Below are 21,811 nucleotides of genomic sequence, written 5' to 3'. Positions count from 1 at the left end.
CCACGCAGAGCGTGGGAACGATCACTTAATGCAAAGGTGCTACCGATGATCGAATCGCTGGAAAAAATGCTCGCCAAGGGTGTGGATAACTCGCTGCTGCGCTTTGGTCTGGGCAAGGGTTATCTGGATCTGGGCGAACATGCCAAGGCGGCCGAGCATTTCAGCCGCTGCGTGGAATTCGATCCGAAGTACTCGGCGGCCTGGAAGCTGTTGGGCAAGGCTTATTTGGCACAGGCAAACCCTGCAGCCGCCCGTCAGGCCTGGGAGCAGGGCCTGGAAGCTGCCCGCGCGCATGGCGACAAGCAGGCGGAAAAGGAAATGACGGTGTTTCTGAAGAAGCTTGACCGGTTAGGCAACTGATCAAAAAACGCTCAACTCAAAGGTAACGCAGGCCGATGCCTTCCGCGTCGACCTGCACCACTTCCATGCGCACTCGCGGCGCACCGCATGGTAACCCCTGCACCTGACCATAGACGACCGCACCCTTGGCCAACGCCGCGAGCGTCGGATGCTTCACGTAGACGCCACTGGCGGAAAGGTTGCGAGTCTGGCCCAGGCACTCGCCGAAGCTCTCGTGCTGGATCTTGATTCGAAATGACTTACGGTGTTCGGACATCTTCTGCGCCCTTGATTGAACGGTTGTGGATAACCCCAGCCCAAGGTTATCCACAGATCATGCCAGCTGGATCAATACCAGCGCGCTTCGCCCGGCGGGCGTTTCTTGAAGCGCTTCATGCTCCACATGTATTGGCTCGGGTAAGCCCGCACGTACTTCTCGACAATCTGGCTCATGGCCGCGCAGGACGTCTCGGTATCGGTGCTGTACATCGCCTCGGGCGCGGCTTCCAGGATCACTTTATAGCCTGAACCGTCCGGCAGGCGCAGGGCGTGCAGGAAGACGCCGACCGCTTTGCCGCCCGCGAGCATGTTCGGCACGAACTTGCTGGTCAGGGCCTTGGTGGCGAAGAAGGGCACGAAGATCCCGGCGGATTCGGCCGGTTCCGGGTCAGCCGGAATCCCCACTGCACCACCTTTGCGCACTTCCTTGATGACGCTGAGGATGCCTTCCTTGGTGGACGCCGCCACGCGGTTGCCCAATTGCACCCGCTGTTTGCGCAGCAATTCATCCACCGCCTTGAGCTTGGGTGGACGGTAGAAAATGATCGGTTTGCACTGGCTGCAATAGAAGTGGTTCAACACTTCCCAGTTGCCCAGGTGGCTGGTGATGCCGACCACGCCTTTGCCGGAAGCCAACGCTTCCTTGAGCACATCGAGGCCTTCAACCTCACGCACCAGGTCGATGGAGCGCTGGGCCGGCCAGATCCAGGCGCAGGCGCTTTCGGTCAATGATTTGCCGATGTCCATCAGACTCTGTCCCACCAGACGCTCACGCTCGGCGGCGTCCATGTCCGGGAAACACTTGGCGAGGTTGATGCGCACCACGTCGCGGGAACGGTTGGGGGTTTTCCACATGACCCAGCCAATCGCCGCGCCTACCGCTTGCACCGCCCGCCACGGGAGCAGGGCAAACAAACGCAGAGCGCCTACCAGCAAGGCGCCTTTAAACTTATCCACAGGTCACTCCTGATCTTCTGAACCGACGTCATGAACCTTGTCGCGAGCCGGCTATTCTAACCGCCCACTGCGCAAGATGGCGTAACGATCACAATCGGTGGTGTGATCCATGACCATGCCCGAGGCCTGCATCAAGGCATAGCAGATGGTTGGGCCGACAAACGTGAAGCCGGCTTTTTTCAGACCTTTGCTCATCTCCACGGCGGCCGGCGTCACGGCCGGCACTTCGCTGCGATCCTTGAAATGATTGATATTCGGGACGCCGCCGACAAACGACCAGAGCAGCTCCACCGGGTCCTCCAGCGCCATCCAGGCCTGGGCATTGCGCCGTGCGGCGTTTAGCTTGAGACGGTTGCGGATGATTCCCGGATCAAGCATCAAATCGTCGATTTCGGCGTCGCTCATCTGCGCCACCCGTTGTACATCGAAGCCGAACAACACCTCACGGTAGCGCTCGCGTTTCCTCAGCACGGTGATCCATGACAGGCCGGCCTGGAACCCTTCGAGCAAAAGCAACTCGAACAAGCGCTGCGCATCGCGTAGCGGTACGCCCCACTCCTGATCGTGATAAGCCATGTACAACGGATCTTCGGAACACCAAAAGCAGCGTGGCATAAGGCTCCAGGGGGCGTGCGGACGAATGAATCGGGTATACTCCCGCTCTTTAAATCGCAGCCCAAGAAACAGGTGAATTTCGTGAGCCAGCCTACGCCAGCCGTGCGTACCTTCCAAGACTTGATCCTCGCCCTCCAGCAATACTGGGCCGAGCAAGGTTGTGTGGTACTTCAGCCCTACGATATGGAAGTAGGCGCCGGCACTTTCCATACTGCCACGTTCCTGCGCGCCATCGGCCCGGAAACCTGGAACGCCGCTTATGTGCAGCCCAGTCGTCGCCCGACTGACGGCCGCTACGGCGAAAACCCGAACCGTCTGCAGCACTACTACCAGTTCCAGGTAGTCCTGAAGCCGAACCCGGACAACTTCCAGGAACTGTACCTGGGTTCCCTCAAGCACGTGGGCCTGGACCCATTGGTGCACGACATCCGTTTCGTCGAAGACAACTGGGAATCGCCGACCCTCGGCGCCTGGGGTCTGGGCTGGGAAGTCTGGCTCAACGGCATGGAAGTGACCCAGTTCACCTACTTCCAGGCAGCGGGCGGCATCGAGTGCTACCCGGTAACCGGCGAGATCACCTACGGCCTCGAGCGTCTGGCCATGTACCTGCAAGGCGTGGACTCGGTCTACGACCTGGTCTGGGCTGACGGTCCGTTCGGCAAAGTGACCTATGGCGACGTGTTCCACCAGAACGAAGTGGAGCAGTCGACCTACAACTTCGAACATGCCAACGTCGAGAAGCTGTTCGAACTGTTCGATTTCTATGAAAGCGAAGCCAAGCGCCTGATCGAACTTGATCAACCGCTGCCGCTGCCAAGCTATGAAATGGTCCTGAAGGCCTCGCACACCTTCAACCTGCTGGATGCACGCCGGGCGATCTCGGTGACTGCGCGTCAGCAATACATTCTGCGTGTCCGCACCCTGGCGCGTTCCGTTGCACAAGCCTACCTGCTGGCTCGCGCCAAGCTGGGCTTCCCGATGGCGACCCCGGATTTGCGTGATGAAGTGTTGGCTAAGCTGGAGGCTGCACAATGAGTGCTCAAGATTTCCTGGTTGAACTGGGCACCGAAGAACTGCCACCCAAGGCCCTGAACACCCTGGCCGATGCGTTCCTCGCCGGTATCGAGAAGGGCTTGCTGGCCGCTGGCCTGGGCTTTGAAGCCAAACAGGTCTACGCCGCACCGCGTCGTCTGGCCGTACTGATCACCAAACTGGCCACTCAACAACCGGATCGCAGCATCAACCTCGACGGCCCGCCACGTCAGGCCGCGTTCGATGCCGAAGGCAATCCGACCCAGGCCGCCCTGGGCTTCGCCAAGAAGTGCGGCGTAGAGCTGAGCGAAATCGATCAAAGCGGGCCGAAGCTGCGTTACAGCCAAAGTATCGCGGGCAAGCCGACCGTCAGCCTGTTGCCGACCATCGTCGAAGACTCGCTGAACGACCTGCCTATCCCGAAGCGCATGCGTTGGGGTGCTCGCAAGGAAGAGTTCGTTCGCCCAACCCAATGGCTGGTGATGCTGCTCGGCGACCAGGTGGTCGACTGCACCATTCTCGCCCAGAAGGCTGGTCGCGATTCCCGTGGTCACCGCTTCCATCACCCGGAAAGCGTGCGCATCACCTCGCCGGCGAACTACCTGAACGACCTGCGTGCGGCCTACGTACTGGCCGATGCCAATGAGCGCCGCGAGCTGATCAGCACGCGTACCGCTGAACTGGCGACCCGTCAGGAAGGCACTGCGATCGTTCCGCCGGACCTGCTCGACGAAGTCACCGCGCTGGTGGAATGGCCAGTGCCACTGGTGTGCTCGTTCGAGGAGCGTTTCCTCGATGTGCCGCAAGAAGCCCTGATCACCACCATGCAGGACAACCAGAAGTACTTCTGCCTGCTGGATGCCGACGGCAAGTTGCTGCCACGTTTCATTACCGTGGCCAACATCGAAAGCAAAGACCCGCAGCAGATCATCGACGGTAACGAGAAAGTGGTTCGCCCACGTCTGACCGACGCCGAGTTCTTCTTCAAGCAAGACAAGAAGCAGAAACTCGAAACCTTCAACCTGCGCCTGCAAAACGTGGTGTTCCAGGAAAAACTCGGCAGTGTCTACGACAAGGCCGAACGCGTGTCCAAACTGGCCGCATTCATCGCCCAACGCATTGGCGGCAACGCCTCGTGGGCGGCGCGTGCAGGCCTGCTGTCGAAGTGCGACCTGGCAACCGAGATGGTTGGTGAGTTCCCGGAGATGCAAGGTGTCGCCGGTTACTACTACGCCCTCAACGATGGCGAGCCGGAAGATGTCGCACTGGCGCTGAACGAGCAGTACATGCCGCGCGGTGCCGGCGCTGAACTGCCGACCACCCTGACCGGTGCGGCCGTGGCCATCGCCGACAAACTCGACACTCTGGTCGGGATCTTCGGTGTCGGCATGCTGCCAACCGGTAGCAAAGACCCGTATGCCCTGCGCCGTGCTGCGCTGGGCGTGTTGCGGATCCTGATCGACAAGAAGCTCGACCTCGACCTGACCGACGCCGTGGCCTTCGCCGTTGCCGCGTTCGGCGCCAAGGTCAAAGCTGCCGGCCTGGCTGATTCGGTGCTGGAGTTCGTCTTCGACCGTCTGCGTGCCCGTTACGAAGACGAAGGCGTGGATGTCGCCACTTACCTGTCGGTTCGTGCCCTGAAACCGGGCTCGGCCCTGGACTTCGATCAGCGCGTACAAGCGGTGGAAGCGTTCCGTAAACTGCCGGAAGCCGCTGCACTGGCTGCGGTGAACAAGCGCGTATCGAACCTGCTGAGCAAACTCGAAGGCAGCGTGCCAAGCACCGTTGAAGCCAAGTACTTCGACAACGCCGCCGAATTCTCCCTGTACTCGGCGATCCAGCAAGCGGATCAAGCGGTGCAGCCAATGGCTGCAGCCCGTCAGTACAGCGAATCGCTGGCACGTCTGGCAGCGTTGCGCGAACCGGTCGATGCGTTCTTCGAAGCCGTGATGGTCAACGCGGAAGACGCCAAGGTTCGCGCCAACCGCTATGCGTTGCTGGCGCGTTTACGCGGTCTGTTCCTCGGCGTTGCCGACATCTCGTTGCTGGGCTGAGGAGCTGCTGTTGAAACTGCTGATTCTCGATCGGGACGGAGTGATCAATTACGACTCCGACGCTTACATCAAGTCGGTGGAAGAGTGGATTCCGCTCCCGGGCTCGATCGAAGCCATCGCGCAGTTGAGCAAGGCCGGCTGGACGGTAGCTGTCGCTACCAACCAGTCCGGCATTGCTCGCGGCTATTACGATGTCGCCACCCTCGACGTCATGCACGAGCGCTTGCGCACGCTGGTGGCGGAGCAGGGCGGCGAGCTCGGCCTCATCGTCTATTGCCCACATGGGCCGGACGAAGGCTGCGATTGTCGTAAGCCAAAACCCGGCATGCTTAAAACCATTGCCGCACATTACGACGTGGCGCTGACTGACCTATGGTTCGTCGGCGACAGTCTCGGTGACCTGGAGGCGGCAAAAGCCGTCGACTGTCAGCCAGTTTTGGTAAAAACCGGGAAAGGCGAAAAGACTTTGGGCAAGACCCTACCGGTAGGAACTTTGATTTTTGACGATCTCGCGGCGATTGCCGCAGAACTTATCCACAACTAGGGCGATTCTGACATCCTGATCAAGGATTGTTCGGGAGCGCACTTTTAATAGGCAAATGCCGCTATGTCGATCTTGCAGGCAATCAGAACCTTTCTTTTTTACCTGCTGCTGGGCACCAGCTCGTTGCTCTGGTGCAGCCTGAGCTTTTTTATCGCGCCTTTTTTACCGTTCAAGGCGCGCTACCGATTCATCAACGTCTACTGGTGCCGCTGCGCGCTGTGGCTGAGCAAGGTGTTCCTGGACATTCGCTATGAAGTCAAAGGCGCCGAGAACATCCCCGACCAGCCCTGCGTGATTCTGTCAAACCACCAGAGCACCTGGGAGACGTTCTTTCTGTCGGCCTACTTCGAGCCGTTGAGCCAGGTGCTCAAGCGCGAATTGCTGTATGTGCCGTTTTTCGGCTGGGCGATGGCCATGCTGCGACCGATCGCCATCGACCGCGACAACCCGAAAGCCGCGCTCAAGCATGTGGCGAAGAAGGGCGATGAGCTGCTCAAGGACAATGTCTGGGTGTTGATCTTCCCGGAAGGCACCCGCGTTCCGTTTGGCACGGTCGGCAAATTCTCTCGTGGTGGCACGGCGTTGGCGGTCAACGCGCAGTTGCCTGTGCTGCCAATCGCCCATAACGCCGGCAAGTTCTGGCCGAAAACCGGTTGGCTGAAAACACCTGGCACCATCACCGTTGTCATCGGTGCGCCGATGTATGCCGAAGGCAGCGGTCCACGGGCGATTGCCGAGCTCAACGACCGCGCTGCAGCCTGGAACGAACAGACCCAGCGGGACATGGGTTCGCTACCGCCACTGCCTGCTGCTGCGGATAAAGAGACTGCCTGAGGTTCTGTGGATAACCTGTGTACCGTTTCGTTGAAAAGCGTCTTATTTATTAGCTAAATTTATGATTTATATAGATATTTCTTAAGCTCATAAAACGCAGGAAAACGTGCATAAGTTTTCACGACGCAAAAAAACCGGCTATTTGCGCCGGTTTTTTTATGCCTGTTTAAAGGTCTTTCATTCTTCCAGCAACGGCAGTTGAACGCTGAACGTCGTACCCCGCCCGATCTGGCTTTCACAGAAAATCCGTCCACCGTGGCGATCCACCACGGCCTTGACCATCGACAACCCCAGGCCTAATCCCTCACTGCCCTGAGACGAAGCAAAGCGCCGGTACTGGCTGAACAGTTCCGGTAGTTCTTCGGCTGCAATACCTTTGCCCTGGTCGGCGATCTCGCAGGTCAGCCAACCCTGTGCACAACTGACCCGCACACTGACGTGCGAACCTGCCGGGCTGTATTTGATGGCGTTTTCCAGCAGGTTGAACAGTGCCCGGGTCAGCAACGACTGATCGGCCAGAACCACGCCTTCCGCCTCTTCATCCAGATCATGCATCAGTTCGATCTGCTTGAGTTGCGCGATACTCATCGCCTGATCAAACACGTCAAGCACCAACATCGCGAACATGCTCGGTTCGAACTGGTACGCCTCGGATTCGGCTTTGGCCAGCTGCACAAAGGCCTCGGTCAGGCTCAAGGCTTTGCGTACCTGCAACTCGATCCGGCTCAACAGCTGCGCGTCCCCCGTGCCTTGGTGATGCTGGACGTCGAGCAAGGCCAGAATCGCTGAATGGGGCGCACGCAGGTCATGGGAAAGAAACCGCAGCAGCACCGCGCGCTGTTCCTCGGCATCGCGCTCGACGCTCAAATCCGTCAGGCTGAGCAACCAGCCAATCGCCGTTCCGCCTTCAGCCGGCAGCAATGGCGCCAGGTCCAGGCGCAAACTTCGCCCTTGGGTGTCGCGAAACTCGCTGGTCTCAAGCGTCGACAACGCCGGACTTTCCTGCTCAAGCAGCCCCGGATAACCAATCTCCGTGAGCCGTTGCAGCAGGTCTTCGCCGACCAGATGACTGGCAAACACCCCCCGTGCATTTCGGTTGGCCAGCAGGATCCGACCGTTGGGATCACCGATCAGCGTCGCCACTGGCAAGTATTCCAGACCGTCGGCGATGAACCGTCGGGTATCGCGGGTCCGGCTCATCGCCTGTTCCAGCGCGACGATCTGCCCCTGCAATACATCGCCGGCCGGTGACGGTGTGCGGCGACGCTCTGGAAACACTTTCGGTTCACTATCAAGCCGTGCCAGTTCCCAGCCGAAGTAAGCGAGCACTGCGCTCAAGCGTCGCCAGTTCCAGATCAGATACCCCAACAGCATCCCCAGCAAACTGGCGGTGGGCGACCACCACCAACCGGCGCGGAGCAACAGCGCCGAGGCGACCAATGCCATCACCATGCAGCCCAGGGTCAACCACAAGGCGCGCCGTGGACGGAACAGCAGCAAGGCCAGCAGCAACGCAACGATGGCCGTCGACAACCCCACCGCCCAGCCGTCGGCAAGTACCACGATGCTGCGGTGTTGCAACAGACCGTTGAGGATGTTGGCTTGAATCTCGATGCCCGGTGTTGTGCCAATGCTTGCCGATTGCGGTGTCACATAACGGTCACCCAACCCCGGCGCCGTAGAGCCAATCAGGATCAGGCGATCACGCAGCAGTTCGGGTGGCACTTCACCTCGCAGCACGCTGACGTAAGGAACGCTGGGGAAACCCGCATTGGCGCTGATAAAGGGAATTAGAATGCCGTTGGTTCGTTGCCAGCCTTGAACCGTCAATGACAACGGCGAGCCGGGCAGGGTATCCAGACCGTCTGTGGTCATCTCATAAAGTAGCCAGGCCAGTTGCGCCCTTGGGTTGCGCTCAGGGCCTTCGCGCAGGTACACGCTGCGTACGATGCCTTCAGCGTCCGCCTCGGCGTTGATATGCCCGAGACCTTTGGCACAGAGCCTCAACGGCGCCACAGGTTCGATTTCACCCAGCGGCAGCCCATAACGGGCAACCCCTTCGCGCAGCAAAGGCACGAACACATTGCCGGCCCGACATGCAGCGTGTGCCAGGCGCAGGTCGTTGTCGGGAAGTTTGTCTGGCTCGCTGAAAATGACGTCGAACAGCGCACCCTTGACCTTTGCATCACTAAGCCGATCCAGCAGGTCGGCGTGCAAGGTTCGCGACCAGGGCCACTGACCGAGTTGCTGCAAGCTGTAGTCGTCAATGGTGACAATAAGGATTCGCGGGTCGACCGGTAGCGGACTTAGCCGACGCAGGTTGTCGTACAGCAGATTGCTCAGCGTCAGCCCATGGATCAAGGACAGAAGCGCCGTTAACGGCAGCAGGATCAGACTGACCCACAGCCATTCACGGACCATCCGACGAAACAGCTGCTGGGCCTGGGTCGGCTCGCGACCCTCCTTCCTTGGCCAGCGCTTCATCGACAATGAGCCGAGTCGTTATTGGACACGCCTGGTCCTGGGGTAATAGAAGATGTCATATACCCCGGTCTCTCCCTCAAGCCCCTGCTCGTCATACGCAGAGAGTCGAACATGGTAGAAAAACGCCTTCAACCCACTGAAGTTGATTTCTGGCGTGCTGGAAAACTGTTCCTGCTTGATGTTCAGGAAGTCCTTGTCGGTCGCCACTTGCGCCCGGTAGCGCGTGACCCCGTACAAGGGCTTCATGATCAGCTGCCAGACCGGTGCAGGACCGGTTTGACCGGCCTGCCCCAACAACTTCGGCGCCGGCAACAGCTCGATCGGCGTCAACTCGCCTTCCTTCTGAATGCGTAATCCCTGACGAGCCATGACCTGCACTTCATCTGCCGGTTTTTCGGCTTTTTTCGCAAGTGGTTTGCCCGTGCGTTTTTTCAGTGGTGTGTCAACGTTTTCACCACGATCGACAGCCACCTGGCCATTCAGCACTTCGATCAGCGATTGCCCATTGTCGTTGTTGCGCACTCGGAAGTGTGTGCCTCGGACCCCAAGCACGCCGACCGGCGTCACGATCTGAAAACGATCATAGTCGCTGGCGCGCTTGATCACATACGACTCGACCTGACCTTGCTCAAGAATCACCTGAGGGACGAGGAGTTCTTTGTTTAAACGCAACGTGACCTGCGAACTGGACGGCAGAACGACGCGTGATCCATCGCCCAGCGACAGGCTGACGAACGCCGAAGGGGAGGTCTTCACGCCTTCCTGCTCGTCAACCGTCATCCCTTCTTCGAGCGCCACCTGATTGCCCTTGCGATCGAGCTTCCAGGCTTCGCCCGTCAGGTGTTCGACGGTGGCGGGTAGAGGTTGTCCACGGCATTGCTGGTTGTCATCGATATACGGCAAGCGCTTTGAGCTGAAGAACGCTGCGGATGCGCTCTGGGTCAACGGATTCACCAGGCCGATGACCAGTAACAGGCAGGTGCCCAGGTGGCGACAATGCAAAAAAGAAGTCATTTGGCTCATTGGATTCGCTTTTCACGCTTTTATTAGAATCTGGCCGATCATCTGATTCATCAGCCTTACGCACCTTACCCGACAGGGCTCTACGGCAGATAGCCCACATCTATGCATAACGTCCACATCCATTACAAAAGCAGTCGCGGATATCCATAAAGACAAACAAATCGAAGAGGGGAGGAGGTGACACATCCATGTGTCGGAACCGAGTCAGTATCGATCCGGTTTTACAATGTGAGACGGCACTCCTTTTTTCCCCTGAACTGCAGACCGCAAGCGAACCGGCGATCGGCGGTCCCGCCAGGTTGGCGATGACACTCCCTGTGTCGGAGCACTTCCGAATGCTCCTGTGCCACTCAACACATGAGAATTTACCGACCCCGACGTTCGATGAGGCAATTCTCCACATTTGTTCAGAATTGCCGAGTCCGCGTTAGAACACCCAGTGTTGCTGCTCTTCAGGAAGCCGAAGTGGTGCCGGTTGCTCGCCGTCTGCAGGAGTGCTCACTGGTGCAAAGCCCCGTGAGTCACTGAACGCCACATTCACTACAGCTGGACTGAAATAGCGCTGTGTCACGTGTTCATTCGGTGCTTCGCTGATTGAGCTCACAGTCTGCGAAGCAACCCCTACATAAACCAAAAATGCCAACGACAGGCAGCGGGGCAGTGCCTGGTCCCTGGTCACCATCACGATCACGATCAGTGCACGAACATTCCGACTGTTCCTCATCGTTGCGTCCTCGAGTCTTCGAGCTGATATCTGCCGATTGCCGGCCAATTGACATCAGCCTACCCAGACGCAAGGAACCTGGAGCAATTCACCACAATTGTTCAGATTCAGACAATCAGCCTAAACTCCGCACACAGGATTTTTACCCATCGCACTCTACGAGATGAAGGAACGCCCCGCATGCGTGTCGCAATACTGGATGACGAACCCGCCGAACTACGCCGGGTGGAACAGACACTGCGACAGATTCCCGGAGCCGGGGAACAAGCGTGGACCTTGCACAGCTTCGAGCGCGGCGAATACCTGCTACGCCAGCTTCGACGCGAGACCTTCGATCTGTTGATACTCGACTGGCAGTTGCCTGATCTCAGCGGTCTATCGCTACTACGCTGGACCCGCGAACACATGGAGGCACCTCCCGCCGCCATCATGCTCACCAGCCGCGATGCCGAGAGTGACATCGTCCAGGCCTTGAGCGCCGGCGCCGATGATTACGTCAGCAAGCCCTTCCGCCCCAACGAACTCAAAGCCCGCGTCAGTGCTGTACTGCGCCGACATGGCTTGCCGCGCAGTTCGGCCAGCGAAGTGCTTACCTTCAACGATCTGAACTTCGATGACGCCGAACTGACAGTGACCCGCGCTGGAAAACCCATCAGCCTGACCGAACGGGAATACCGTCTGGCCCGCTGCCTGTTTGCCAATCTGGGCCGGCCGCTGTCGCGGGAATATCTCTACGAGCGTTTCTGGCCCCATGAAGAGAGGGTGTCCTCGCGGCCACTGGATACGCACATCTACCGCCTGCGCAACAAGCTGGGGCTGACGGCCGATCGGGGTTGGCAGTTGCTGACGATCTACGGGTATGGGTATCGACTGGAAAGTGTCGCAGCTGCGAGCGAGTAAATTTTCACAGGTTTCTCGTGAGCAAAAAAAGGCCAACGCTGAGCGTTGGCCTTTTTCAGTTTTGCAGGTTGTACCGGGTGCAGTCTCAAAACAGACACCGATTCAGTAGAAGAAAATTGAACCTAGCCGCCAATCTTGTGGCTTACCGCATTTTCTTGCTGGTTAAGGCTCTTTTGTTCCTGCTTGGTGATGTGGCCTTTATTCTGGCTAGCCATGTCCCGTTCTTCCTGACGAATCTGGCGGTCTTCCTTATGCAGATTGGCCGCCTGTCCCTTGGTCATTTCGCCTTCTTTGACTTCGTTATGGATTCGCTTGTTCTGGTTGGCCAGACGAGTATTTACCTCGGCTCGACGCGGGTGATCTTTTTTCCACTGGCCATCAGCAGCCATTGCATTACCGGCAACCATACCCACAACGGCGGACAACAAAACAGCAGCAAGCTTCTTAGACATGTTTGATTCCTACTGAACACTTTAAGGGCTGGCCCGGTTGATTTGATCAGTACCGCCGGCCATGTATTTACTGAGTCGTCCCTGGTTTCATAGACACGATTCAGTCTCGCCAGTTCACTATTACTGAAGCCAAAAGGGAGCTGTGCAGCATAGAAACTCTAAGGATAGTCGAGCCTCGATATTCAAAAAAAATGCAAAAAAAAAGGCCCGCGCGGTGCGCTGGCCTTTTTTCTGGCTCACCTCCTAGGGGGGAGCCGGACTCATTTATGGGTGTAAATGAGCAACTACTGTGTGAACCGACAACGGATCAGAAGTCCAGGTTAGAGACCGCCAAGGCGTTGCTTTCGATGAAGTCACGACGTGGTTCGACCGCATCACCCATCAGGGTGTTGAAGATCTGGTCCGCGCCAATGGCGTCTTCGATGGTCACTTTGAGCATCCGGCGCGAGCCTGGGTCCATGGTGGTTTCCCACAACTGATCCGGGTTCATCTCACCCAGACCTTTGTATCGCTGGATGGTATGACGCTTGGTGCTTTCGGCCATCAACCATTCAAGGGCTTCCTTGAACTCGGTGACGGCTTTCTTGCGCTCGCCGCGCTGAATATAAGCGCCTTCGTCCAGCAAGGTGCTCAACTGAGCGCCCAGGGAGACGACGGTCTTGTAGTCGTTGCTGCCGAAGAAGTCGCGGTTGAAGGTGACGTAGTTCGACAGGCCGTGGGAGATCAGTTCGACCTCTGGCAGCCAGACGTTACGTTCACGGTCTTCACGCAGGCTGGCTTTGTAGACCAGGCCGGATTTCTCGACGGTGCGCAGGCGAACTTCGTACTGAGCCAACCAGTTCTGCATCGCTGCGTGATCGGACAGTTGGTCCATGCTAACCGCTGGCAGATAGATGAAGTGCTCGGTCAGTTCCTGCGGGTACAGGCGCGACAGACGCTTGAGGGTCTTCATTACCAGACGGAAGTCATTCACCAGACGCTCGAGGGCTTCGCCGGAGATACCCGGTGCTTCCTCGTTCAAGTGCAGGCTCGCATCTTCCAGGGCCGACTGCGTCATGTACTCTTCCATGGCGTCGTCGTCTTTGATGTATTGCTCTTGCTTGCCTTTCTTCACTTTGTACAACGGCGGCTGAGCGATGTAGATGTAGCCACGCTCGATCAGCTCCGGCAACTGACGGAAGAAAAAGGTCAGCAGCAGGGTACGGATGTGCGAACCGTCGACGTCAGCATCGGTCATGATGATGATGTTGTGATAACGCAGCTTGTCGATGTTGTACTCGTCGCGGCCGATGCCGCAGCCCAGCGCGGTGATCAAGGTGCCCACTTCTTGCGAAGAGATCATCTTGTCGAAACGCGCCTTCTCGACGTTCAGGATCTTGCCCTTGAGGGGCAGAATCGCCTGGGTCTTGCGGTTACGTCCCTGCTTGGCGGAGCCGCCAGCAGAGTCACCTTCCACGAGGTACAGTTCGGACAGGGCAGGGTCTTTTTCCTGGCAGTCCGCCAGTTTGCCCGGCAGGCCAGCGATATCCAGCGCGCCTTTACGACGGGTCATCTCGCGGGCTTTACGCGCTGCTTCACGAGCACGGGCCGCGTCGATCATCTTGCCGACAACCAGCTTGGCTTCGTTCGGGTTTTCCAGCAGGAAGTCGGAGAAGTACTTGCCCATTTCCTGTTCGACCGCGGTCTTCACTTCGGAAGAAACCAGCTTGTCTTTGGTCTGGGAGCTGAACTTCGGATCCGGCACCTTGACCGAAATGATCGCGGTCAGGCCTTCACGGGCATCGTCACCGGTGGTGGCGACTTTGTGCTTCTTCGCCAGGCCTTCTGCTTCGATGTAGGTATTCAGGTTACGCGTCAGTGCCGAACGGAAACCCACCAGGTGAGTGCCGCCATCGCGCTGAGGAATGTTGTTGGTGAAGCACAACAGGTTCTCGTTGAAGCTGTCGTTCCATTGCAGGGCGATTTCCACGCCGATGCCGTCTTCACGCTGGACGTTGAAGTGGAACACCTGGTTGACCGGAGTCTTGTTGGTGTTCAGGTATTCAACGAACGCACGCAGGCCGCCTTCGTACTTGAACAGCTCTTCCTTGCCGCTGCGCTCGTCCTTGAGGACGATGCCGACACCGGAGTTGAGGAAGGACAGTTCACGAATCCGCTTGGCCAGGATGTCCCAGCTGAAGTGGATGTTCTTGAAGGTTTCAGCCGAAGGCTTGAAGTGGATCTGCGTACCGGTGGACCCGCTTTCACCAACAATTTTCATCGGCTCTTGCGGAACACCGTGGACGTAGGTCTGTTCCCAGATTTTGCCGCTGCGGCGAACGGTCAGGATCAGCTCTTCGGACAGGGCGTTTACAACCGACACACCTACACCGTGCAGACCGCCGGATACTTTGTAGGAGTTGTCATCGAATTTACCGCCGGCGTGCAGCACGGTCATGATGACCTCGGCCGCCGAGACGCCTTCTTCTTTATGCACGTCTACCGGGATGCCACGACCGTTGTCGCGCACGGTGATGGATTCGTCCGGGTGGATGATGATACTGATGTCGTCGCAATGACCGGCCAAAGCTTCGTCGATCGAGTTATCGACCACCTCGAACACCATGTGGTGCAGACCGCTGCCATCGTCGGTGTCACCAATGTACATACCGGGACGTTTGCGTACGGCATCCAGGCCTTTCAGCACTTTAATGCTCGTTGAGTCGTACGTATTTTCTTCGCTCATGCCTTCACTCCCGATGGTCGTGGGTCTGGGTGATACGGCCCTGTTCCACGTGGAACAGGGCGACTGGCGTTTCCGTCTGCCAGCCTTCCCTCAATAATTCGTGATCTACACAGGTGATAAACACCTGGCAGCGTAAGTCTTCCAGCAAACGGCAAAGCGCGCGTCGATGCTGCTCATCCAGCTCGGACGGCAAGTCATCCACCAGATAAATACATTGGCCGCGCCGGGCCTGGCTGACCAAATGCCCTTGGGCAATCCGCAATGCACAGACCACCAACTTCTGCTGACCACGAGACAAGATGTCCGCGGCATTGTGTGCGCCCAATCGAAGACGCAAATCAGCGCGTTGTGGTCCGGCCTGGGTATGCCCCATTTGCTGATCCCGGTGAACGGACGCAGCGAGCACTGCACTCAGCTCTCGCTCTTTGTCCCAACCCCGGTAATAGCTAAGCGTTAAGCCCTCGAGTTCGACGAGTTCGCTCAAGGTCTGTTCAAAGACTGGTTTCAAGGCTTTGATATAAGCGCGGCGGTATTCATCAATTTCAGCGCTGGCCTGGCACAATTCTCTGTCCCAAACCGCTTGCGAAACGGCGTCAAGTGTACCATGCCGCAGCCAAGAGTTTCTCTGGCGCAGGGCCTTCTGCAAGCGCTGCCAAGTGGACATGAAACGTGGTTCCACGTGGAACACACCCCAATCCAGAAACTGTCGGCGAATTTTCGGTGCGCCTTCCAACAGGCGGAAGCTGTCGGGGTTGATCAATTGCAGCGGCAGGATTTCTGCCAGTTGCGCAGCACTGCGGGCGTTCTGCCCGTCGATGCGAATCTGAAACTCCCCTTGGCGGTCCCGGGATATCCCCAATGCGCTGTGCCCGCCCTCGGCCAATTCCACCTGACCAAACACCGTGCACGCTAACTGCTCGTACTGGATGACCGGTAAAAGACGGGTACTGCGAAATGAACGGGCGAGCCCCAGCAGATGAATGGCTTCCAGAACACTGGTTTTGCCGCTGCCGTTGGCGCCGTACAGGATGTTGATGCGGGGGGAGGGGGAGAAGGTCACCGGGTGCAGATTGCGCACCGCGGTGACCGAGACACGACTGAGGGACATCTAGCGTCTGCTGAACATGTTTACAGGCGCATCGGCATGACAACGTAAGCCGAGTCGTCGTTGTCAGACTCTTGCACCAGCGCACTGCTGTTGGAGTCAGACAGGATCAAACGCACTTGCTCAGTGGTCATCACGCCCAGCACGTCGAGCAGATAGCTCACGTTGAAGCCGATTTCCAGCGAGCCACCGTTGTACTCAACGCCAACTTCTTCTTCCGCCTCTTCCTGCTCCGGGTTATTCGCCTGGATCTTCAACTGACCGTTGGCCAGTTGCAGACGAATGCCGCGGTACTTCTCGTTGGACAGAATCGCGGTACGGCTGAACGCTTCACGCAGTGCCTGGCGGTCGCCCAATACCAGCTTGTCGCCGCCTTTTGGCAGAACGCGCTCGTAGTCAGGGAATTTGCCGTCGACCAGTTTCGAGGTAAAGGTGAACTCGCCGGTGGTGGCGCGAATATGGTGCTGGCCCAAAACGATGCTGACATTGCCGTCCGGCTCGGTCAGCAAACGCGCCAGTTCCAGAATACCTTTACGTGGAACGATTACCTGATGGCGATCCGGCTGGCCGATGTCAGCCTGCATCGAGCACATGGCCAGACGGTGACCGTCGGTGGCCACGGCGCGGATGATGCCCGCCGAGACTTCCAACAACATGCCGTTGAGGTAGTAGCGAACGTCCTGCTGAGCCATGGCGAAGCTGGTGCGCTCGATCAAACGACGCAGTTTGCTCTGCTCCAGGCTGCAGGTCAGCGAGCCCGGGCCTTCTTCCACCGTCGGGAAATCGTTGGCTGGCAACGTCGACAGGGTGAAGCGGCTACGGCCGGCTTTCACGACGAGTTTCTGCTCATCGACCTTGATGTCGATCAGCGCGTCGTTCGGCAGGCTCTTGCAGATGTCCATCAGCTTACGCGCCGGGACAGTGATTTCGCCCGGCTCCGCCGGCTCTTCAAGTTGCACACGACCGACCAGTTCGACTTCCAGGTCAGTACCGGTCAGCGACAACTGCTGGCCTTCGACAACCAGCAGCACGTTGGAAAGCACCGGCAAGGTCTGTCGGCGCTCGACGACGCCTGCGACCAGTTGCAGGGGTTTCAACAGGGCTTCGCGTTGAATGGTGAAATGCATGGTCTAGTCCCTTGCCTTAATAAGCTGCGCTGGTGTTCATCAAGTGGTCAGTGTACGCAGCAGGTTCTTGTAGTCCTCGCGGATGTCCGCGTCGGATTCCTTAAGTTCGTTGATCTTGCGGCATGCGTGTAAAACCGTAGTGTGGTCGCGGCCGCCAAACACGTCGCCGATTTCCGGCAAGCTGTGGTTGGTCAGCTCCTTGGACAACGCCATCGCCACTTGCCGTGGACGTGCGACCGAACGCGAACGGCGCTTGGACAGCAAATCCGAAATCTTGATCTTGTAGTACTCAGCGACAGTACGCTGAATGTTATCCACAGAGACCAGTTTGTCCTGAAGCGCCAGAAGGTCCTTCAGGGATTCGCGAATCAACTCGATGGTGATATCGCGGCCCATGAAGTGCGAGTGAGCGATCACGCGTTTGAGCGCGCCTTCGAGTTCACGGACGTTGGAACGAATACGCTGGGCAATGAAGAACGCAGCATCGTGCGGCAGGTCGACTTTGGCCTGGTCGGCTTTTTTCATCAGAATCGCGACGCGGGTTTCCAGTTCCGGCGGCTCGACGGCGACCGTCAGGCCCCAGCCGAAGCGCGACTTCAAGCGCTCTTCAAGACCTTCGATTTCTTTCGGATAACGGTCACTGGTGAGGATGACTTGTTGGCCACCTTCAAGCAGGGCGTTGAACGTGTGGAAGAATTCTTCCTGGGAACGTTCCTTGCGGGCGAAAAACTGAATGTCATCGATAAGCAGCGCATCGACCGAACGGTAGAAGCGCTTGAACTCGTTGATCGCGTTCAGTTGCAACGCCTTGACCATGTCGGCCACGAAACGCTCGGAATGCAGGTACACGACCTTGGCATTCGGGTTCTTCTTTAATAGGTGGTTACCCACAGCGTGCATCAAGTGGGTTTTACCCAAGCCAACGCCGCCATACAGGAACAACGGGTTGTAACCGTGCTTGGGATTGTCCGCGACCTGCCAGGCTGCCGCGCGGGCCAGTTGGTTGGACTTACCTTCGACAAAGTTCTCGAAGGTAAAGGTGCGGTTCAGGTAACTGGTGTGCTTGAGCGCGCCTTCGACCTGCACGGTGCGTTGTTCTGCACGTACCGGCGCCTGTTGCGAGCTGGCGCCGGCCATTGGGTCGAAGCTGTCGCGGGACGGTTCCTCACTGACCTCGGCGTTTTTTTGCGTTGCACGTTTGGTCGGCGCGGCAGGTGCCGGTGCGCTAACGGGTGCTGGTGCAGCCGCTGCCTGGGCTTGAGACGCCGCTGCTGCCAACGGTGCATTCGGCGCAGCACGAGGTGCTGAACTGCGTTTGCTGCCTATTAATAAGGAAAGCGCCGGCGCCATGCCATTGCCATGCTCATCCAGCAACTCGAGCACGCGGCTCAGGTACTTTTCGTTGACCCAGTCGAGAACAAAACGATTCGGTGCGTAGACACGCAACTCGTCGCCTTCGGCTTCGACCTGTAGTGGACGGATCCAAGTGTTGAATTGTTGGGCAGGCAGCTCATCGCGCAAAAGCTCCACGCACTGCTGCCAAAGTTCCACTGACACGGATATCCCCTAAGTTGAAAGCCGGTGAGGCAAAAACAAGCGGCCATTGTAGCGACCAGACGCCGACTTATCCACACGTAGGTTGCTCACGGGTGTCGAAGAATCAACGCTTTATACGCAAAAAATACGACCAATGGTCTGTGCATAAGCTCTGTGGATAAACCCGCTTAAGCTCGTTGCACAAGTGGGGGGCAAACCCGGTGGATAACCTGCCTGTGGATAACCACTCATTCCACACACAGCTTATCCGACAGCGGAGCACAGGCTGAACACCGTTTTCCACTGTAGTTGTCATTCTCTGTACAGCACGTAATAGAAGGGCTTAAGGTAGTTATCCACAGAGGATGGCGGGTCTAGCTTTTATAAGCTTTACAGAAAAGCTTTAAATAATTCCCTTCTTTATTTTTATATCTAGCTGTCCACCTTTCAAGGACGAACCCTGCCGATATCCATTTAAAGGAAACGTTGGTTGGAAATTGACCTAGAGGCTTGCTTTCTCTAGAATCCCCGGTCTCTTAAAACGGGGGCCATTCCGGCCCGTTGTGGACGAACCAGGTAACACGACATGAAACGTACTTTCCAACCAAGCACTATCAAACGCGCTCGTACCCACGGTTTCCGTGCTCGCATGGCTACCAAGAACGGCCGTGCCGTCCTGTCGCGTCGTCGCGCCAAAGGTCGTGCGCGTCTGGCAGTTTGATAATCCGGTACTGGAGGTGAGTCAGGACTTCAGTCGGGAAAAGCGTTTGCTTACCCCCCGGCATTTCAAGGCAGTCTTTGACTCCCCTACCGGCAAGGTTCCGGGGAAAAATCTCCTGCTCCTTGCACGCACCAACGATCTCGATCACCCCCGTCTAGGGCTGGTTATCGGGAAAAAGAGTGTGAAGCTCTCCGTTGAGCGCAATCGCCTCAAACGTCTGATGCGCGAATCGTTTCGCCTCCACCAGGATTCTCTGGTTGGTTGGGATATCGTTATCGTCGCGCGCAAAGGTTTGGGCGATGTAGAAAACCCCGAATTGATTCAGCATTTCGGCAAACTCTGGAAACGTCTGGCACGCAGCACGCCGGTACCAGCAGTCAAAACCGAAACTGTAGGGGTAGACAGCACTGATGCGTAAACTGGCGCTCGTTCCGATCCAGTTTTATCGCTATGCCATTAGTCCTTTGATGGCCAGCCACTGTCGTTTCTACCCCAGTTGTTCCTGCTACGCGTATGAAGCCATAGAAAATCATGGCCTTCTGCGCGGTGGCTGGCTGACCTTTCGTCGTTTAGGTCGCTGTCATCCGTGGAATCCCGGTGGTTATGACCCGGTTCCATCTATCCCTACCTCCCGTTCTTCTTCGATGGCCGAGTAATCATGGATATTAAACGCACGATCCTGATCGTCGCCCTGGCAATCGTGTCCTACGTTATGGTTCTGAAATGGAACCAGGACTATGGTCAGGCTGCCCTGCCGACTCAGAATGTTGCTTCCAATCAGGCTGCCCCGGCTATTCCGGACACGCCACTTGGTAACAATGCTGCCGCCAGTGCCGATGTACCCAGCGCGAATACCGATATCAGTGCCCCTGCCGCAACGCCGGTAGTCACCAATAAAGATCTCATCCATGTCAAAACGGATGTGCTCGAACTGGCTATCGATCCTCAAGGTGGTGATATCGCCCAGCTGATGCTGCCGCTGTATCCACGTCGTCAGGACCATCCGGAAATTCCGTTCCAGCTGTTTGATAACGGTGGCGAACGTACTTACCTGGCCCAAAGCGGCCTGACCGGTACCAACGGTCCGGATGCTCGCCCTACCGGTCGTCCGGTTTACTCGACTGAACAGAAGACTTATCAACTGGCTGATGGCCAGAACCAGCTCAACGTTGACCTGAAATTCAGCGACGCTGGTGTTAATTACATCAAGCGCTTCAGCTTTACTCGCGGTCTGTACGATCTGAAAGTCACCTATCTGATCGACAACACCAGCGATAAAGCCTGGACTGGCAACCTGTTTGCCCAGCTCAAGCGCGATGCAAGTGCCGATCCTTCTTCCACAACCGCTACCGGTACTGCGACTTACCTGGGCGCTGCCCTGTGGACAAGTGCAGAGCCGTACAAAAAAGTGTCGATGAAAGATATCGACAAGGCGTCGTTGAAAGAAACCGTTAACGGTGGCTGGGTCGCCTGGCTGCAACACTACTTCGTGACTGCCTGGATTCCAGCCAAGAACGACAGCAACGTGGTGCAGACTCGCAAAGACAGCCAAGGCAACTACATCATCGGTTTCACTGGCCCGGTATTGTCCGTTGCGCCAGGTGCCAAGGCTGAAACCAGCGCTACGTTGTACGCAGGTCCGAAAAGCCAGGCGATACTGAAAGAGTTATCCCCAGGTCTGGAACTGACAGTCGACTACGGCATTCTGTGGTTTATCGCCCAGCCGATCTTCTGGCTGCTGCAACACATCCATGCGATCGTTGGCAACTGGGGCTGGTCGATCATCTTCCTGACCATGCTGATCAAGGGGATCTTCTTCCCGCTGTCGGCGGCCAGCTACAAATCCATGGCGCGCATGCGTGCAGTGGCGCCGAAACTGGCTGCGCTGAAAGAACAACATGGCGATGACCGGCAGAAAATGTCGCAAGCCATGATGGAGCTGTACAAGAAAGAGAAGATCAATCCGCTGGGTGGTTGCTTGCCAATCCTCGTGCAGATGCCGGTTTTCCTTTCGCTGTACTGGGTACTCCTGGAAAGCGTGGAAATGCGCCAGGCACCGTTCATGCTGTGGATTACCGACCTGTCGATCAAGGATCCGTTCTTCATTCTGCCGATCATCATGGGCGCAACCATGTTCATCCAGCAGCAGCTGAACCCGACTCCTCCGGATCCGATGCAGGCCAAGGTGATGAAGCTGATGCCAATCATCTTCACCTTCTTCTTCCTGTGGTTCCCGGCGGGGCTGGTGCTGTACTGGGTTGTGAACAACTGCCTGTCCATCACCCAACAGTGGTACATCACACGTAAGATTGAAGCGGCTACCAAAAAAGCGGCTGCATAACTTACTCTGTGGATAACCA

General features: G+C 57.4%; 20 protein-coding genes. 10 read left to right on the top strand and 10 right to left on the bottom strand.

Annotated features, from left to right (window positions below; all coding sequences use genetic code 11):
• Positions 1 to 45: 45 nt before the first annotated feature.
• Positions 46 to 360, top strand: coding sequence for a tetratricopeptide repeat protein (locus FPT12_RS17005; protein ID WP_145017674.1), 315 nt, complete (start codon positions 46 to 48; stop codon positions 358 to 360).
• A 16-nt stretch (positions 361 to 376) separates the two neighbouring features.
• Here the strand turns inward: FPT12_RS17005 and FPT12_RS17000 are convergent, their stop codons facing one another.
• From FPT12_RS17000 to tag, 3 genes are all read right to left on the bottom strand, one after another.
• Entirely contained in the window at positions 377 to 616 is a 240-nt protein-coding gene (locus tag FPT12_RS17000; RefSeq protein WP_054594888.1) for a PilZ domain-containing protein, read from the bottom strand.
• Between the two features lie 71 nt (positions 617 to 687).
• The gene (locus FPT12_RS16995; RefSeq protein WP_145017672.1) at positions 688 to 1,575 is read right to left on the bottom strand and encodes a lysophospholipid acyltransferase; all 888 of its coding nucleotides are present in this window, start codon (positions 1,573 to 1,575) and stop codon (positions 688 to 690) included.
• 51 nt (positions 1,576 to 1,626) lie between these two features.
• Positions 1,627 to 2,190, bottom strand: coding sequence for a DNA-3-methyladenine glycosylase I (tag, locus tag FPT12_RS16990; protein ID WP_145017670.1), 564 nt, complete (start codon positions 2,188 to 2,190; stop codon positions 1,627 to 1,629).
• 81 nt (positions 2,191 to 2,271) lie between these two features.
• Here tag and glyQ point away from each other — a divergent pair, with 81 nt between their 5' ends.
• The 4 genes from glyQ to FPT12_RS16970 all read left to right on the top strand — a co-directional run bounded on the left by glyQ (position 2,272) and on the right by FPT12_RS16970 (position 6,654).
• The gene (glyQ, locus tag FPT12_RS16985) at positions 2,272 to 3,225 is read left to right on the top strand and encodes a glycine--tRNA ligase subunit alpha (RefSeq protein WP_031319418.1); all 954 of its coding nucleotides are present in this window, start codon (positions 2,272 to 2,274) and stop codon (positions 3,223 to 3,225) included.
• On the top strand, positions 3,222 to 5,276 hold the full coding sequence (gene glyS / locus FPT12_RS16980) for a glycine--tRNA ligase subunit beta (RefSeq protein ID WP_145017668.1): 2,055 nt from the start codon (positions 3,222 to 3,224) through the stop codon (positions 5,274 to 5,276). Before glyQ ends, glyS begins: the two co-directional genes overlap by 4 nt.
• Before the next feature lie 4 nt (positions 5,277 to 5,280).
• Positions 5,281 to 5,820: a D-glycero-beta-D-manno-heptose 1,7-bisphosphate 7-phosphatase gene (gmhB, locus tag FPT12_RS16975; RefSeq protein WP_178098794.1), complete on the top strand. Its 540-nt coding sequence runs from the start codon at positions 5,281 to 5,283 to the stop codon at positions 5,818 to 5,820.
• Positions 5,821 to 5,883: 63 nt separating this feature from the next.
• The gene (locus tag FPT12_RS16970) at positions 5,884 to 6,654 is read left to right on the top strand and encodes a 1-acyl-sn-glycerol-3-phosphate acyltransferase (RefSeq protein ID WP_145017664.1); all 771 of its coding nucleotides are present in this window, start codon (positions 5,884 to 5,886) and stop codon (positions 6,652 to 6,654) included.
• A gap of 177 nt (positions 6,655 to 6,831) precedes the next feature.
• On the opposite strand, the gene FPT12_RS16965 is transcribed toward FPT12_RS16970, so the two are convergent.
• Together FPT12_RS16965 and FPT12_RS16960 are read right to left on the bottom strand one after the other, a co-directional pair.
• Positions 6,832 to 9,138 (bottom strand): CHASE2 domain-containing protein, encoded by a 2,307-nt coding sequence (locus FPT12_RS16965; protein ID WP_145017662.1) that lies wholly within the window; start codon positions 9,136 to 9,138, stop codon positions 6,832 to 6,834.
• Positions 9,139 to 9,156: 18 nt separating this feature from the next.
• A complete protein-coding gene (locus tag FPT12_RS16960) occupies positions 9,157 to 10,161 on the bottom strand; it encodes a FecR domain-containing protein (RefSeq protein WP_371922571.1) in 1,005 nt (334 codons plus the stop codon).
• A 904-nt stretch (positions 10,162 to 11,065) separates the two neighbouring features.
• On the opposite strand from FPT12_RS16960, the gene FPT12_RS16955 reads away from it, so the two are divergent.
• Positions 11,066 to 11,785 carry a response regulator transcription factor gene (locus tag FPT12_RS16955; RefSeq protein ID WP_145017658.1) on the top strand — a complete coding sequence of 240 codons (720 nt, stop codon included), beginning with the start codon at positions 11,066 to 11,068 and terminating at the stop codon, positions 11,783 to 11,785.
• Between the two features lie 122 nt (positions 11,786 to 11,907).
• On the opposite strand, the gene FPT12_RS16950 is transcribed toward FPT12_RS16955, so the two are convergent.
• From FPT12_RS16950 to dnaA, 5 genes are all read right to left on the bottom strand, one after another.
• Positions 11,908 to 12,237: a hypothetical protein gene (locus tag FPT12_RS16950; protein WP_145017656.1), complete on the bottom strand. Its 330-nt coding sequence runs from the start codon at positions 12,235 to 12,237 to the stop codon at positions 11,908 to 11,910.
• A 307-nt stretch (positions 12,238 to 12,544) separates the two neighbouring features.
• Entirely contained in the window at positions 12,545 to 14,962 is a 2,418-nt protein-coding gene (gene gyrB, locus FPT12_RS16945) for a DNA topoisomerase (ATP-hydrolyzing) subunit B (protein ID WP_019694408.1), read from the bottom strand.
• A 4-nt stretch (positions 14,963 to 14,966) separates the two neighbouring features.
• Positions 14,967 to 16,070 carry a DNA replication/repair protein RecF gene (gene recF, locus FPT12_RS16940; protein ID WP_019694407.1) on the bottom strand — a complete coding sequence of 368 codons (1,104 nt, stop codon included), beginning with the start codon at positions 16,068 to 16,070 and terminating at the stop codon, positions 14,967 to 14,969.
• A 20-nt stretch (positions 16,071 to 16,090) separates the two neighbouring features.
• Positions 16,091 to 17,194 (bottom strand): DNA polymerase III subunit beta, encoded by a 1,104-nt coding sequence (gene dnaN / locus FPT12_RS16935; protein ID WP_044460382.1) that lies wholly within the window; start codon positions 17,192 to 17,194, stop codon positions 16,091 to 16,093.
• Positions 17,195 to 17,233: 39 nt separating this feature from the next.
• Positions 17,234 to 18,751, bottom strand: coding sequence for a chromosomal replication initiator protein DnaA (gene dnaA / locus FPT12_RS16930; RefSeq protein WP_145017654.1), 1,518 nt, complete (start codon positions 18,749 to 18,751; stop codon positions 17,234 to 17,236).
• A gap of 565 nt (positions 18,752 to 19,316) precedes the next feature.
• Here dnaA and rpmH point away from each other — a divergent pair.
• From rpmH to yidC, 4 genes are read left to right on the top strand one after another with little or no spacing between them, the layout of a single operon-like run.
• Positions 19,317 to 19,451: a 50S ribosomal protein L34 gene (gene rpmH / locus FPT12_RS16925; RefSeq protein WP_003213577.1), complete on the top strand. Its 135-nt coding sequence runs from the start codon at positions 19,317 to 19,319 to the stop codon at positions 19,449 to 19,451.
• Between the two features lie 16 nt (positions 19,452 to 19,467).
• The gene (gene rnpA / locus FPT12_RS16920; protein ID WP_031319651.1) at positions 19,468 to 19,869 is read left to right on the top strand and encodes a ribonuclease P protein component; all 402 of its coding nucleotides are present in this window, start codon (positions 19,468 to 19,470) and stop codon (positions 19,867 to 19,869) included.
• Positions 19,862 to 20,107 (top strand): membrane protein insertion efficiency factor YidD, encoded by a 246-nt coding sequence (gene yidD, locus FPT12_RS16915; protein ID WP_052966011.1) that lies wholly within the window; start codon positions 19,862 to 19,864, stop codon positions 20,105 to 20,107. The genes rnpA and yidD overlap by 8 nt, the downstream gene beginning before the upstream one ends.
• A 2-nt stretch (positions 20,108 to 20,109) precedes the next feature.
• Positions 20,110 to 21,792 carry a membrane protein insertase YidC gene (yidC, locus tag FPT12_RS16910; RefSeq protein ID WP_145017652.1) on the top strand — a complete coding sequence of 561 codons (1,683 nt, stop codon included), beginning with the start codon at positions 20,110 to 20,112 and terminating at the stop codon, positions 21,790 to 21,792.
• Positions 21,793 to 21,811 lie beyond the last annotated feature (19 nt).

This window comes from Pseudomonas sp. H3(2019), from assembly GCF_007713465.1.
GTDB lineage: Bacteria > Pseudomonadota > Gammaproteobacteria > Pseudomonadales > Pseudomonadaceae > Aquipseudomonas.
Note: the sequence above shows the minus strand (reverse complement) of the source record. Positions and strands in the feature narration are given on the sequence as shown.

Coding starts and splice junctions, on each gene's coding strand:
- FPT12_RS17005 (WP_145017674.1), top strand. CDS start 46: ATGATCGAATCGCTGGAAAAAATGCTCGCCAAGGGTGTGGATAACTCG.
- FPT12_RS17000 (WP_054594888.1), bottom strand. CDS start 616: ATGTCCGAACACCGTAAGTCATTTCGAATCAAGATCCAGCACGAGAGC.
- tag (WP_145017670.1), bottom strand. CDS start 2,190: ATGCCACGCTGCTTTTGGTGTTCCGAAGATCCGTTGTACATGGCTTAT.
- glyS (WP_145017668.1), top strand. CDS start 3,222: ATGAGTGCTCAAGATTTCCTGGTTGAACTGGGCACCGAAGAACTGCCA.
- FPT12_RS16970 (WP_145017664.1), top strand. CDS start 5,884: ATGTCGATCTTGCAGGCAATCAGAACCTTTCTTTTTTACCTGCTGCTG.
- FPT12_RS16965 (WP_145017662.1), bottom strand. CDS start 9,138: ATGAAGCGCTGGCCAAGGAAGGAGGGTCGCGAGCCGACCCAGGCCCAG.
- FPT12_RS16960 (WP_371922571.1), bottom strand. CDS start 10,161: ATGAGCCAAATGACTTCTTTTTTGCATTGTCGCCACCTGGGCACCTGC.
- FPT12_RS16955 (WP_145017658.1), top strand. CDS start 11,066: ATGCGTGTCGCAATACTGGATGACGAACCCGCCGAACTACGCCGGGTG.
- FPT12_RS16950 (WP_145017656.1), bottom strand. CDS start 12,237: ATGTCTAAGAAGCTTGCTGCTGTTTTGTTGTCCGCCGTTGTGGGTATG.
- gyrB (WP_019694408.1), bottom strand. CDS start 14,962: ATGAGCGAAGAAAATACGTACGACTCAACGAGCATTAAAGTGCTGAAA.
- recF (WP_019694407.1), bottom strand. CDS start 16,070: ATGTCCCTCAGTCGTGTCTCGGTCACCGCGGTGCGCAATCTGCACCCG.
- dnaN (WP_044460382.1), bottom strand. CDS start 17,194: ATGCATTTCACCATTCAACGCGAAGCCCTGTTGAAACCCCTGCAACTG.
- rpmH (WP_003213577.1), top strand. CDS start 19,317: ATGAAACGTACTTTCCAACCAAGCACTATCAAACGCGCTCGTACCCAC.
- yidD (WP_052966011.1), top strand. CDS start 19,862: ATGCGTAAACTGGCGCTCGTTCCGATCCAGTTTTATCGCTATGCCATT.
- yidC (WP_145017652.1), top strand. CDS start 20,110: ATGGATATTAAACGCACGATCCTGATCGTCGCCCTGGCAATCGTGTCC.